Raw genomic sequence first — 14,672 nt, forward strand, 5'->3', positions numbered from 1 at the left:
AAAAGTTAGCTTCCTGCTTTGAGAAACGCAATGAGTTGAGCCACTTCACTCCTGGTCATGGTTTGTTCCAATCCCTCCGGCATTAATGAAAGTCCGGAATTGGTAAGGGATTTGACATTCTTTCTCAATATGGATTCCTGCGTCCCAAATGCGGTTTTCAGGGTCAGACTGTTTTCCGTTTCCGCCATCAGCCAGCCCGACAGCGACCGACCATCGTTGGTTTCCACGGCTATAGCCTGATAGGCTGGCAGTACTTCATAATTGGGTACCAGAATATGGAGCAACAAGGCGTCAGCCGGTTGGTTGCGAACTCCGGTCAGGTCGGGGCCCACTTTCCCGCCCGGACCCGCATAGGTGTGGCATGCAGAGCAGGCTCGTTCAAAAACCAGCTTCCCGGATTTCGGATCCGCCACCTCACCCAGGATGGATCGGTAATCCTGGTAAACTTTCATCCTGCCACCACCCTCCAATTCCCTGAAAAGTTCATCTGCACGGGCACGGACATCTTTCTCCTTGTGCTTCATCAACCTCTGCCTGTCCATGGAGGAAATTTCGGGAGCACCTATCACTCCACTTTGTATCGAATTGAAAAGCACATGGATAAATGCTGGCTTAGAGACCAGGGAGGCGATCACAGCCGATTTGACCCGTGGCGTATAATTGGACCAGATATTTTTTTGCGTTAAAAATTCGCCCCCACGGATATCACCCAACCGTGTCAGCGCCGAAATTGCTTCCAGCTGCAGTTCTGGAGCATTACGAGCATCCATCAGCTTTTCAAGTGCCACACTGCTTGTAGCATAATCTGCGAAGCCTAGCAGCGCGGCAGCTGTGATGCGATCCTTGAAAGGCAGAGACGCGTTGGCTGATCTGGCGAGTACCTGTTTAATGAATGTATCGAACATCAGCTTATCGGAGGCAGTAAGCCTGTCTCCCATTATCGTAGCCAAAACACCCTCTTTGCCTTGAGTGAAATCTGCTCTCTTGCTTAGCCCCTCTGCCAAACCCAGCGCAGTGGAAATTCTCCATCCCCAATCACCCGGTGAAGTGACCACATCCTCCAGAAGCATACGGCAGTCGGCAAGGGATGCGCCGTTACCGAACAACTGACCCAGATCCTGCATCACCAATGAAAAAGCCTCTGAATTCTTCTTGGGCTGCGCCCGGAATACCTTTAAAAAATCTGGCAAACGGCTGCCCACACCACTCATAACCGCTGCACGAACCCAGCGGTCGGCACCATCCCTGGCGGCAACTGTGGCGAGGGCTGGTAACACACCCTGCCCTTCCAACGATCCCAGAACCAGGGCACTTGTGAAACGAACCCGCACGGCAGGATCGGTCGATCCCGAAGCGACAAGAGATGCCAGATCAGGATAACTTTTACACAAATTACCGGCAAGCAAAACGACCTGCTCACGTACACCCGGATCAGGATCCTTCATTGCCGATCTGATCACATCCGCGTCCAGCGCGTGGAAAGAGTCAAGCAGCCACAAGGCACGCAGCCGGCTCTCCGGTAGTTTGGCAATCGAAACGATCCTTTTTAAATCTGGCACTAATGAAGGATTCTTCTTTTCAAGCAATAATCGATGCGCAGTTTGCCGTTCCCATTCTTCCGGGGACTGCAGCGCCTCAATCATTTTCAGATCAGATTCAAAGGAAACCGCGGATCTGCCTTTATCCCTAAAACCCTGCCTGACAATCCTGTAAATACGGCCATCGGCTTTACCACTTTCAAAATCCAGTCCGCCTCTCGCCTCTTCCGGGACATAGGATGGATGATCAATAACCTTTCTGTACATGTCGGCTAAGTACAACGCACCTTCCGGCCCGTGCTGTAAAAACACAGGACGAAACCATTCGTCGGTAGAAGACAAAAATTCTTTTCCCCGATAGGGCAATTCCGATTTAAACGAGACACCTTTTGGCGTCATGATCTGGCGCTGAACCAAATTTTGCGCTGATTCGCAGATAAAAACATTACCCCGATGGGCAGGGCTAAGACCTGTTCCATTGAAAACAAAAACACTACTCGCCGACGTAAACGTACCCGTATGTGACAACCCCATTAGCTTTGGAATAAAATCAGCTGAGGTGATGGCGCCGCTAACCGGAAAAACAGTGGCTTCGGCCTCTACCCTGGAAACATTTTCGGTTGTTTCGGTAAATAACAAATGGGGGTTTCGTTTCAAATGCCAGGGTTCCAGCACGATCTGCTGCACCGGATGACGATTAGAACACCCGAACCGTCTTCCATAAGCATCGAATGTCAGTCCAAACTGGCTTCTGCCCCCTGTGGTTTCAAATTCAAAGGTTTCCGGATCAAATCGCCCGTCCGACGCTGAAAAGGTAACGGCCGGCCGGTTCGGATGTAAAGGGGAAGTGATTTCGCCGCTGTTGAGCCCGCTTGTAACATATACCCGACCATCGAGTCCCAATGTCGGATGACTCACCCGGATCTGCGCTGTGCGGCTGGCACTGAAGCCGGTCAGCACCACTTGCCTGATATCCGCCACGCCATCGCCATCCGTGTCCTTCATGTAATAAATATCTGGTGCACAGGTGACAAAAATCCCCCCCTTCCACACCAGCAACCCGTTGGGATAAGTTAGCCCGGTAGCAAATTCAGACCTGTGTTCATACTTACCATCACCATCCTTGTCTTCCAGCAATGCGATCCGGCCCAATTTGGTGGGAGTACCCCCTTCCGCAGGATCCGGGTAGCCCCGATCTTCAATCACATACAATCTCTTTTTTTCATCAAACGCCAATGCAACCGGATCGATCACCATTGGCTCCGACGCAATGAGTTCAATGCCAAGGCCGGGCTCCAGCCTGAAGCTCTCCATCGCTTTTTTCAACCGTACAGAATCTGCTTTTTGATAGACAGGAGCTGACCTATCGTGATGGCTGGGTGCAGTGAACAAAAACAGGAGGACTAAAAAAGGAATGAACAATATCCTATTGAAATGATTCATTTATAAAATTCATTGAGTAAGCAAAAATGATCCACTTTTGTTGGCGGTCGGCTTTCAGCATTTATATCCGGGCACATGCCCCCTTCGGCACCGAACAAGTTTAGCAAAACAGGCCTGTAGAAGTTATGCTTACGACACAAATAATGTGATCGTTGGAAACACAGAGATTGTAGTGATTCCGTTTTGATCCGATACCATGGGTCTGAGAGCCGGCTTATTTCCTGGTTAAGTGCGTCAGTTCAACTTTTCTGACAAACATTTCTGCTCCCTCAGACTGGATTTGAATGCGGCCGATGGTGGGACGCACCCGCATGGCCCGGTTGACGAGCACACCATTGAGATAAAAGTAAATATCATCCGCCATGGCGATAACCCTAACCTTATTCCATTCGCCAACAGGCTTTTCTACATCCCTGGCACCACGGAAATCCTTCACATCCTTCCAACCCGCATCCCGTGCAAACCAGTTGATACGTCCTTTGAAAATCGTTGCTGTGTCACCCTGTGGCTGGTAGATGTATGTACCATTCTGTTTTTCAGGAGCAACCGGACAGGTAATGGCAAATTTGCCGCTCCCGTCCGAAACAACCAGAAAGTCGCCCGAACCACCTTCGATCAGCTGACATTCTATCGAATACATCCAATTACCCGAAAACGCACCATCCTTGCCCTGGGAATGAATCAAAATACCGTTATCCCTGGCTGCCGTTTCCCTGGGTTTATGGGTTTTTTCGCCCCATTTAAATTCCACTTCCAGATCATAATCCCTGTATTCCTCGTTGGTGGTAATACAGCCAAATTCCGATCCGGAAATATGAATCATCTTGTTTTCAACCTTAAAAACCTGATCAGGGTCTTTGTCCTTCCCCTGTTTGTTCAGAAAAGTATACCAGCCATTCAAATTTTTCCCATTGAACAAGGTCGCCTTCTTTTGCCTGGCCAGGCCGTTTGCCTTTAGCGTTTCGGCTGGGCTCTGGGCAAAACACCATCCGGGACAAATAATCAGTAAGAGAAAAAAACAGATGTTAAATTGGGTAAAATTTCTCACAGGGTATAGGATGTTAATTTGAATAAACTTTGTTCAATTAATACCTGAACAGGGATACAACGGGCCACTCCAAAGGCACTCATTACTAGCCCTGTTTCACTGAAATATGAATAGTTGCCAGGAAAACTACTTGTCTGACTGCGTCTATATCAGGAAAGGGCGCAAAACAGATTATCTGCTCATTTACAGGTAAACTTTATTCAACCAAAACAGAAATTATCCATTGCGCTTTGGATGGATCCATGGATATCACTTCTCAAAAATTTCTCCCTAACTTTATCGCATGGAAAACACCAGAGAATTAAGACTCGCTGTACTGATCGATGCCGACAACGTGCCGTATTCCAATATTAAAGGAATGCTGGAAGAAATTGCCAAATACGGTACGCCCACATTCAAACGTATTTACGGCGACTGGACCAAGCCCACGCTGTCGGGTTGGAAAACGGTGTTACTTGAAAATGCCATTACGCCGGTTCAGCAATACAGCTATACCTCTGGTAAAAACTCTTCGGATTCGGCTCTGATCATTGATGCCATGGACATTCTTTACACGGGTCGGGTAGACGGTTTTTGTATCGTGTCCAGTGACAGCGACTTTACCAGGCTGGCAACGCGCCTGAGAGAAGCCGGGATGCAGGTTTTTGGTATCGGAGAAAAGAAAACGCCAGCTCCTTTCATTGCAGCCTGTAACAAATTCATCTACATTGAAATACTCAAAAAGGAGGTAAAAGTCGAGATCCCGCTAGCCCCCAGCACCAAATCTAAATCCCGAAAGGCGGTAAAAGAAGTGAAGGTGATCAAGGAGGAAATCGCTCCCGTAGCACAGATTGATAAAGAGCTTGTCAAATTCATATCCGATTCGATCAACGATATAGCGGACGAAGAAGACGGGTGGATCTCGCTGAGTGTACTGGGAAGCATGATCATGAAAAAGAAACCGGATTTCGACTCCAGAAACTATGGCCATAAAAAACTACTTAACCTGATCAGGAATATCGCATCCATTGAAGTTGATGAACGGACGAGCGGTAAAGGCAACGTACCGCATTTTTACATCCGAACAAAGTAATGGTGCGCAATAGTAGCCTACGCATGTTTCTGTTTGCAAGATTCCATGCTACTCACATTTAATAAAAATAAAAAGTAACATACTTTTTAAATGTACAATAAAATTCGAACCGGTAGCTCCAATACTTAAGAAAGGTTCAGAGAGTAGCAAGAAAAGCCCACTGCCTTTTGACCAGTACAACGTCATTCATTCAAATTACTAAAGTGAAACATAGCTCAATGAAAAGATCAATTATCAGGAACATTACCTATACATTACTTTGCTCGATGATGGGCAGCAGCCTATCCTACGCCCAGGTCGGAGTTGGTACCAAAGCTCCCAAGGGCGCCGAAGTTTTTATGGATGGCAGCCGCAAAATGCTCGATGAAAAATGGATTTACTGGGAAGGCCCTCGCTTTAAAGCCCAGCCTCCCATCAAATGGACGGTAGTGAAAGACCCGGTGAATAAGGGAAATGCCATCGACTGCTACGACCCTTCGGCAGCGGGAGGCATTTATGGTGCCGCGGATATTGTAACAAAAAAAGAGTTTCGCGACTTTCGGGCCCACGTGGAGTTTCTGATTACCAAACCAGGCGGTAACAGTGGAGTTTATCTTCAAAACCGGTATGAAATCCAGGTATTGGACGGTGATACCACATCACATGGTATGGGCGCTGTCATCAACGAATCCAAATCGCCTTATTACGCTTACAATGGAGTTGGCAAATGGAATTCCTATGACATAAACTTTAAGGCTGCCCGTTTTAAAGATGGGAAACTGGTCGAACAGCCACGGGTAACTTTGTATTTTAATGGAAAAAAAGTACATACGGATCATCACATCAGCCAGGTGTGGGGTGGTATCAATTCGGGAATGGATGGAGGAAACAACGGTGGAAAAGGAATTACCGACCGTCCTGGCGGGCTGAAACTACAATCCGAAGGACATCATGTACTGTATAGGAACATCTGGATTAAAGAAACAGATCTGAAAGGTGCCGGAACCGACTTTTAGGAAATATGAATTTGCAGTAAAAAGAGTTGCCCACAGCAGCTCTTTTTTTGTAAATATTCCCAGAGATCGCCCGTTATAGATGATCAAAACCATCCCAAACTGAAAATCCTGAACGCAGCTTTTTGTATTGATCGCAATTACGACTAATATGCGGATCTAAACATTCATTCATCATCAGGTAAAACGATCCCATGCACGCAGGAAGGCAATACGGACTAAAACAATTTTTACAATGGACCAGACGGGACATTTACTGGCTTGCACTGCTCGGAACCGTGCCGGTTTTGTTGTATCAGTACGCAGGTCTGAAATGGATCGCCATTCCGTGGGTTCCCATTGCGATGATCGGCACGGCCGCGGCTTTTATAGTAGGCTTCAAAAATACGCAAACTTACAACCGTTTGTGGGAGGGGCGGCAGATTTATGGGGCAATCCTGAACCTTACAAGAGCCTGGGGTATTATGGTGCGGGATTATGTATCGGGAGCCGGATCGTCCGTTTCGGAAGCTGAGTTAAATCAATTACACAGACAACTCATCTACAGGCACATTGGCTGGCTTACTGCGCTGCGATATCAGCTCAGGGAGCCACGGGCATGGGAAAATATGGGAAAGTCTTACAACAGGGAATATCTCCATTACTACAAGATTCCCGAGCTCGAAACGCCGCTTGAAGCAGCATTGACCAGTTATTTGTCCGAAGAGGAATGTCGCTACATCCTGGATAAAAAAAACAAGGCGGTACAGATCATCGCCCTTCAGTCCATGCAATTAAAAGAGCTTTTTGATAAAGGTTTGCTCGATACCCTAAAGCACATTGAACTCGAGCGGATGCTCAAAGATTTTTATGATCAGCAGGGCAAGTGCGAGCGGATCAAAAACTTCCCTTATCCGCGACAGTTTGCCAGCATCAATCTATATTTTATCCGGATCTTTGTTTACCTGGTACCGCTTGGCATGCTGAACGAATTTGCCAAACTGGGCGAACACATGGTATGGCTCACAATTCCTTTCAGTGTGCTGGTTTCCTGGGTCTTCAACTCTATGGAGCGGGTGGGAGAAAGCACCGAAAATCCTTTCGAGGGCGGCCCGAACGATGTTCCGATTTCGGCCATGACCCGTACGATGGAAATCGATCTGCGTGATATGCTCAATGAAACCAACCTGCCTGCTCCAATGCAGCCGGTAAACGACATTCTCATGTAATTTCCCGTCCGCCACGCTCTGTTCAGCGCCGTACCGCCCAAGTTCAAAGGGGCAGGTACATTTCCGGTCAGAGCCTTTGCCACCATTTGAATTTTCACATCATAATCTATTTATTCAGTTTATGCTAAATTTGCAGGAAGAAAAAGCAAAGTATATGTTTTCCATGAAGCTCGATATCCGCTGGAGCGATATGGATGAAATGAGACATGTCAATAACGCGGTGTATCTTACCTATTTCGAGCAGGCAAGGGTATATTATTTTCAAGAGGCCTGTGCATGGAACTGGAAAGAGATCGGTGTTATCCTCGCCAGCGCACATGTGGACTACTTACGGCCGGTGGTCTTCCCCAATCCCACTTTTGCCTATGTACGAACGAGCAGAATTGGCACTAAAAGCTTTCAACTCGACTATCTGATTACCAGCATCGTGAATGACGTGGAAGAACTCACCACAACCGGGTATACCACCATGGTACTTTTTGATTATGATACGAACAAAAGTGTAGCCATTCCAGATTTTCTTCGGGCACGTATTGAGGGATATGAGCGGTCAATGGATAATGGATAATGGCTAATGGCTAATGGCTAATGGCTAATGGCTAATGGCTAATGGCTAATGGCTAATGGCTAATGGCTAATGGGCAAGAGCTGTTAGGGATTAAAGATTCCATAGATCTAAAAAAAAATTAACCTATTCATATTCAAATCATCCAGAACCTGCATTTCAACACTCATGTTCTGGTGGCACGAAAATAATGCACTGAGAGAAAAACACCGTCGCCTTTATGATCTTAGAAAAACTAAACCTCTCCGGAAAAACCGCCTTTATAACAGGATCCAGTCAGGGCATTGGAAAAGGGATTGCCGTCGCATTTGCTGAAAGTGGGGCCACCATTATTTTGCAGTACAGAAAAGGCAAAGCGGAAGTGGAGAGCGTGGCAAGGGAAATCAAAGCTTTGGGCGCGAAGGTGTATATTGTACAGGCAGATTTTTCCAAATCAAGAGCGGTTGCAGGTGTGTACAAAAAAGTACTCAGTGTCGTGAAGCAGGTTGATATACTGGTCATAAATGCTTCCGTTCAGGTTGGTGATGCCTGGCTGAATGTTTCCCAAAAAGATTTCGACATACAGGTAACGACCAATTTCAGGTCCACCTTTCAACTCATGCAAAAGTTTGCTCCCGACATGATCAGCAACAGCTGGGGGCGGATACTTACCATCGGAAGCGTGCAGCAGGTCAAGCCGCACCCCGCCATGATCGTTTACGCGGCCACGAAATCCGCCGTGCTTAACCTGGTGCAAAATGTAGCCATGCAATTGGCAGACCAGGGCGTAACCGTAAACAACCTCGCTCCCGGGGTGATCGATACGCCGCGCATAGATGAGAAAATCCCCGAAACCGATGAGCGCATACACAAACGTATGGAGACACCGGTGGGGCGCCTGGGTACTCCCGAAGACTGTGCAGCCATGGCGCTTCTTTTATGCTCAGATGCCGGCAACTTCATTACCGGACAGAATATCTTTGTAGATGGCGGTATGAGTCTGTGACAAAAAAAGCCCCGACACAGGACTGTACCGGGGCAAAAAGCTTTTCAGTTATTTACTTCTTCTTATAATCAATCTTAAAAATAGTACCGTTCAGGTCGTCTGTTACATACAATGCGCCGTCGGGTCCCTGCGCGAGGCCACAAGGCCTATGCTGAATCGGACCGGTTGGTTTCACCAGATCCACGCCAGCAAAATTGTCGGCGAAGATTTCCCATTTACCCGGCTTGCCATTGACAAAAGGTACAAATGCTACAAAATAACCCTTGTGCAGCTCAACAGATTGGCTGTGGAATGCAATAAAGGCGCCGTTTTTGTACCTGGATGGAAACATATTTCCCGTGTAAAACATAAGGGCATTGGGGCCCAGGTGCGCAGGAAATGCCACAGTTGGATCAATCGCTTTTTCACCGCCCGTTTTTTTTCCATCACCACCGTACTCTGGTGCCAGTATTTTTTTATGTTGAAAATGATCGTAATAAATGTATGGCCAGCCCGCATCGTCACCCTCTTTCAGCCTGTACAACGTCTCAGAGGGAAGTTCGGCGCTGTGCTTGGGCGTATAGTACTGAGGGTAGAAATCATCAAACTTTCCCCGACCATGCGCAGCAGCAAAAAGGGAATTGGTTTTCGTATCCCAATGGATGCCTACCGCGTTTTTCACACCGGTTGCATAACGCAAACCATCCGAAAACGTCTGATTCAACTTATTGGCGTTGAATTTCCAGATGCCTCCGGCAGAATCGAGGATGGTACAAGGACTCATCCCCTTACCAGATCCTGTCATGCGGCAATTGTCGCTGTACGACCCTATTGTAACATATATGTTCGACTGGTTATCGAGCGTCAGCGATTTGGCATTATCCCGACCGTGATCCAATAGGCCGTCAACAATTTTTTCGGGTGCATCAAAATTGACAATCTCCTCTTTGTCATTGAGCTTATATCGGTAAACAGCCTTATTGGAAGAGCTGTACAGATAACCATTTTTGATGGCAATCCCGGTACCAGGGTAATCACCAAAAAGCTTTTGCTCATCGATGACACCGTCCTTGTTGGAATCCCTTAACAGGTATACGCCTTTACCCTCTTTCAGCTTGGAGAGCTTTACATAAATATCCCCGTTTTTACCCACCGCGATATGCCTGGTAGCCCCAAGATCGGTAGCCAGAATCTTGGCTGAAAAGCCCGCAGGTAACTTAATCTCTTTTGCATCCACGGGCATAGTAAGTACCGAAGCTGCAGGCGGCACTTCACTTTTGTAGGCAATCAGAAAAGTGCTACCGGCCAGAAATGCCGCAAAACCGGCAGATTGCAACATTTTTTTTTGAAAAGAACGCATTAATTGGCTGAATTAAATTTTTTAAAATACTTGAATAGATTTGCTTAATACTTACCCTGTTATCCATAAAGCAGGCCATCCATGGGAACATACTCGCAGGAGCATGCGTAATTTTTATTCGAAAAAAAATTGGAATGATTTTATAATAGTCCCAAATTACGTTTGAAATAGATTTATTTCAACCCACCAATTTACCAATATTTATTCAACCCAAAAATTAACTGAAATGATACCAGATGACGATGATGAGTTTGACGATGATCTTCCTGGAATTTATCCTGCTTCCGAAGATATATTCAGTCAGGGCCTGATACTGGAAGACATCGATCCTGAGTTTATTGGAAAAGAGAAATTCAAAAATGAGGATGACAACGGATGGAACGAGAAAGATTTTGACGATGATTTAACTGGCGATGATCTGGATGTGCCAGGAGCAGAACTGGACGATGAAGACGAAATTATCGGTAACGAAGACGAAGAAAACAACTATTACAGCCTGGGTGGCGATAACCACAATGATCTGGAGGAGAATCAGGGAGACTAGAAGCGTATTCGGTGGAATACAGTGCTGACCTCAGAACTAAATTAAACTGTCAACTGATTCAATATAAGGGAATTACAAAAAAAACACGTTCACAAGGTTGTCGTTATGTAAACGGCAGCCTTTTTTTATTCCATCCAGATGGGCGGTAATTGAAACTGCACATGATTACATCCGGATTTTCATAAAGGGTAAATCGAAACCAATCCAATTCCTGCCCCAAAATGTGGTGCAGGAGTTGGATTGGCGATTGACGACTAGTTGATAAACATTTCGTCAACCAGCAGGAGTGCTGGCTTTCCGGTATTTCTGTGCCATTTTGGTAATTCGGCCACCGGCTTCGCCACTATTTTGAGGTAAGATACGGTTACCGGTTTAAACTTCCCTTCAATCAGCTTCAAAGATGGCTTATCTCCTTTGACAGGCATGCCTGCGGTAAACTTGGCCAACAATTTAAGGTTAGCTCTGTCAGGCCCTCCCCACACCTCAACCAGGGCAGGCGGAAAAATACCTGTATCCTCTTCGACCATGTAGTGCAATCCAACAGAGGAGACGGTTACAGGCTTTTTGAATTCGGACATAATACCCATATCATTGTTTTTTACACCTGCCCAGTTATTGGCCCATGCAGGATTATTAGCCCCGATGACTCCTAGCTTATGATTGAAGAAGGTCTTGTCCGCCTCGGCCTGGTGCACCCGGTTCAAAGGAAAAAGAACCGTCACGCTATCTGGAGTAAACGCGCTTTTGAAAAAACCAAAAGTGGCTGTATCACTTGCAAACCATCCGCTTTTGGTTGCCACAGCTTTAACGGTAGTGTTTTGTGTGATAATTGTTTTACCGTCAAATATCGGAGAACTTACGCTGTCGGGATCGGTGCCATCGGTGGTAAATCTTATCTGGACACCCTTAATCGGATGTTTCAACTGTAAGGCAATACTTTGTCCGAAAATGGTGGACACATTCTTGACCTGCGGCGGATTCAGTTTTAACGGATCTTTCCCGTCGTCTTTAAAGCCACCAATCACAACCATATTTCGGTTCGCCTTTTTCAGCTGATCTATTTCTGATGCCGTTAGTCCAGTTTCCCACACCGCAACGGTTTTTAAGCTTTTGAAGGCCGGCAGCTGCGATTTCAACCCCTCAAAGTTCACCTTGGTTCCCGATAAAGTCAGGGTATGCAGATGCTTCAGAGAGGAGAGCGACTTCAGACCTTCGGAGGTTACATCCGTAAAATTCAGATCCAGCTTTCGAAGATTTTCAAATTTGCTCACGCTTTTAAGATCCGCGTCTTTCACCGGCAGCTTATTCAACGTAAGGGAGACGATCTGTTTTTTAATAGGATCCAGTTCACCCAGTTGTTTGGTCGTATAGGCCGAACGGTTGTAAATATTAACGGAAACAGCCGGAGACTCTTTGGCCACTACGGCAATGGTTCTGTAATCATTATTTAATTTGGCTATGACTTCTTCATCAGCGGCATCAAAGTCGTAAACATCTTCCTTAACTTCTGCGGGCGCGAGCCTGGCAGCTGCCAATAATCTCAATGAATCGTTAGCCGGCAAGTCGATTACTTTTTGCTTAAAATTCGCCTTTCCCTTCACCCAAAGTGCAAGCAACTGCACTTCCTGGCTGGTCAACTGGGATTTACCAGCAGGAGGCATGTGCTTTTTGTCATCCAATGGCAAATGTACCCGTTCCAATAGCAGACTGATGGCCGGGTTACCCGGCACAAACAATTTACCGGACTTCCCACCTTTCAGCAAGGACTTGGCATCCGTGAGCATCAATTCACCTTTCACTTTATCAGGGTTATGACAACTGACACATTTTTGCTGTAAAATGGGCATAATCACATCATCAAAAACAATTGCTTTTTCAACAGGCACGGCTGGCGGTTGCATACTTTTTGCGATGGGTTCAAAAATAAACTCCTCCCCATGCGTAAGCGCCGCACCATAATGTCCTGTAAGCACCAACACGACAACCGTTAACAACGCACCAGCCCGGGCAACCGGTGCCTTGTACCACGCATTGTTTCTGATCCAGTAAATAAAAGATGAAAAGAAAAATATCCCTGCTCCCGTCCATTTGTGCCAAAGCAGTGTATCTCCGGCATAGCCCTCCTCCTTGGACAAAAACAATCCCATGACAACCGTAAGTCCGGCAAACAAGGCTCCCACGAGAAGTAAGTTCTCCAGAAAGCTTCTGTAAAATATGTTTGCGAAATTCTCAGGCTTAAATCGGAAAAACTCCATCAGCATGGCTATCAAGAGGATAACAATCGGAAAATGGAGTATGAGCGGGTGCATGCGCCCTATGGTTTGCAGCCAGATTGGAACCACGAGCTTGCTTTCAAACAAAAAAAGAAACGCAATGAAAATGTTGGAAGCAAACAATAACTGCTCTGCAAACCTTTTAAAACCGACATTCATTAAAACACTGAAATTTAAATATGAGGTATTCTATTGTACTTTTAAAAATTATGCAATGATATCCTTGACCACGCTACCAGCCACGTCCGTAAGCCGAAAACGACGTCCCAGGTGTTTGAAAACCAACTTCTCATGGTCCAACCCAAGCTGGTGCAATACCGTTGCATGAAAATCGTGAACATGAACAGGGTCCCGAACAATGTTGTAACCCAGCTCATCCGTTTCGCCATAGACGATCCCCGGCTTAATGCCTCCGCCTGCCATCCAAATACTAAAGCAACGTGGATGATGATCTCTACCGTAGTTGTCCTTCGTGATCGGCCCCTGACTAAAATTGGTCCTGCCAAATTCCCCACCCCAAATGACCAAAGTCTCATCCAATAGCCCACGTTGCTTCAGGTCCGTAACCAGCGCTGCCGATGCTCTGTCTACGTCCATGGCCTGGCCGGCAATGTCCCTGGGCAAATCTCCGTGCTGGTCCCATCCCTGGTGATATAGCTGTACGAATCGTACGCCACTTTCCGACAGTTTGCGGGCCAGCAGGCAATTGGCTGCGAAAGTGCCCGGTGTTAAACAATCGGTTCCGTACATTTTGATAATACCATCGGGTTCTCGCGAGATATCAAGCGTTTCGGGTACGGCGGTCTGCATGCGATAAGCCATTTCATACTGACGGATCTTGCTGTTAATTTCCGGATCACCCAGTTCCTGATAAGCCAGCTCGTTCAGGGTCGATAAGCGGTCGAGCATTTTTCGCCGATCAGTCTTGTCCATGCCCTCCGGGTCTTTCAGATACAACACGGGATCCTCGCCACTACTGAACTGGACCCCCTGGTGAATCGAGTCCAGAAAGCCGTTGGACCACAGTTTGGAATATACACCCTGGCTATTTCCCTTACCCCGCGAAATCAACACGGTAAATGCCGGGAGATTTTTATTTTCGCTTCCCAAACCATAGCTCAGCCACGATCCCATACTCGGCCGGTTGCCCTGCTGCGCACCCGTTTGAAAAAAAGTGATGGCAGGATCATGGTTTATCGCCTCGGTATGCATGGACCGAACAATGCAAATATCGTCCACAATTTTAGCGGTATGGGGAAACAAGTCACTAATCCAGGCCCTTGATTGTCCATACTGTTTGAAATCGGTAAAAGAACCGACCATGGGCAGTATGGATTGATTGGCTGTAAAACCGGTGAGACGCTGCCCGCCCCGAACGGAAGCAGGCAGATCCTGTCCCGTCATTTCACGTAATTTAGGCTTATAATCAAAGGATTCCAGCTGTGAAGGTGCGCCGTTCTGAAACAAGTAAATAACACGCTTCGCCTTTGGAGCAAACCCCGGAATCCCGGGGGTAAAGAGGGAGTCAGCCTCTTCGGAGCTGCCTTTGAAAAGGTCCGGAATTAAAAGTGACCCCAGAGCAACGCTCCCCAACCCCAAACTTAATTTGGAGAGGAACCGTCGCCGGTTGTAGTTCAGCGCATTTTCGATGATTTCCCTGTTCAT

Annotated in this window: 11 protein-coding genes; 6 read left to right on the top strand and 5 right to left on the bottom strand. The window is 46.8% G+C overall.

Annotation, left to right across the window (positions count from 1 at the left end; translation table 11 throughout):
• Nucleotides 1-5: 5 nt before the first annotated feature.
• Complete coding sequence (locus tag DYADSP32_RS07035) at nt 6-2,981, bottom strand: PVC-type heme-binding CxxCH protein (protein WP_149243392.1); 2,976 nt, start codon at nt 2,979-2,981, stop codon at nt 6-8.
• 214 nt (nt 2,982-3,195) lie between these two features.
• The gene (locus DYADSP32_RS07040; protein WP_414617590.1) at nt 3,196-4,029 is read right to left on the bottom strand and encodes a DUF1080 domain-containing protein; all 834 of its coding nucleotides are present in this window, start codon (nt 4,027-4,029) and stop codon (nt 3,196-3,198) included.
• Nucleotides 4,030-4,312: 283 nt separating this feature from the next.
• Here DYADSP32_RS07040 and DYADSP32_RS07045 point away from each other — a divergent pair, with 283 nt between their 5' ends.
• The 5 genes from DYADSP32_RS07045 (at nt 4,313) to DYADSP32_RS07065 (ending at nt 8,851) form a co-directional block, all read left to right on the top strand.
• Nucleotides 4,313-5,101 carry an NYN domain-containing protein gene (locus DYADSP32_RS07045; protein ID WP_149243391.1) on the top strand — a complete coding sequence of 263 codons (789 nt, stop codon included), beginning with the start codon at nt 4,313-4,315 and terminating at the stop codon, nt 5,099-5,101.
• Nucleotides 5,102-5,367: 266 nt separating this feature from the next.
• On the top strand, nt 5,368-6,096 hold the full coding sequence (locus DYADSP32_RS07050; protein ID WP_414618156.1) for a DUF1080 domain-containing protein: 729 nt from the start codon (nt 5,368-5,370) through the stop codon (nt 6,094-6,096).
• A 191-nt stretch (nt 6,097-6,287) separates the two neighbouring features.
• Entirely contained in the window at nt 6,288-7,301 is a 1,014-nt protein-coding gene (locus tag DYADSP32_RS07055; RefSeq protein ID WP_149243389.1) for a bestrophin family ion channel, read from the top strand.
• A 121-nt stretch (nt 7,302-7,422) separates the two neighbouring features.
• Nucleotides 7,423-7,869 (top strand): acyl-CoA thioesterase, encoded by a 447-nt coding sequence (locus DYADSP32_RS07060; protein WP_149243388.1) that lies wholly within the window; start codon nt 7,423-7,425, stop codon nt 7,867-7,869.
• Nucleotides 7,870-8,086: 217 nt separating this feature from the next.
• Nucleotides 8,087-8,851 (top strand): SDR family oxidoreductase, encoded by a 765-nt coding sequence (locus DYADSP32_RS07065; protein ID WP_149243387.1) that lies wholly within the window; start codon nt 8,087-8,089, stop codon nt 8,849-8,851.
• 52 nt (nt 8,852-8,903) lie between these two features.
• Here DYADSP32_RS07065 and DYADSP32_RS07070 read toward each other — a convergent pair whose 3' ends face one another.
• Entirely contained in the window at nt 8,904-10,190 is a 1,287-nt protein-coding gene (locus DYADSP32_RS07070) for a PQQ-dependent sugar dehydrogenase (protein WP_414617591.1), read from the bottom strand.
• A 226-nt stretch (nt 10,191-10,416) separates the two neighbouring features.
• Between DYADSP32_RS07070 and DYADSP32_RS07075 the strand changes: the two genes are divergently transcribed.
• Entirely contained in the window at nt 10,417-10,734 is a 318-nt protein-coding gene (locus DYADSP32_RS07075; RefSeq protein ID WP_149243386.1) for a hypothetical protein, read from the top strand.
• A 254-nt stretch (nt 10,735-10,988) separates the two neighbouring features.
• Here the strand turns inward: DYADSP32_RS07075 and DYADSP32_RS07080 are convergent, their stop codons facing one another.
• The gene (locus DYADSP32_RS07080; protein WP_149243385.1) at nt 10,989-13,166 is read right to left on the bottom strand and encodes a c-type cytochrome domain-containing protein; all 2,178 of its coding nucleotides are present in this window, start codon (nt 13,164-13,166) and stop codon (nt 10,989-10,991) included.
• Between the two features lie 48 nt (nt 13,167-13,214).
• Nucleotides 13,215-14,672: a DUF1501 domain-containing protein gene (locus DYADSP32_RS07085; protein WP_149243384.1), complete on the bottom strand. Its 1,458-nt coding sequence runs from the start codon at nt 14,670-14,672 to the stop codon at nt 13,215-13,217.

The organism is Dyadobacter sp. 32 (assembly GCF_902506755.1).
In the GTDB taxonomy this organism is placed as follows: Bacteria; Bacteroidota; Bacteroidia; order Cytophagales; family Spirosomataceae; genus Dyadobacter.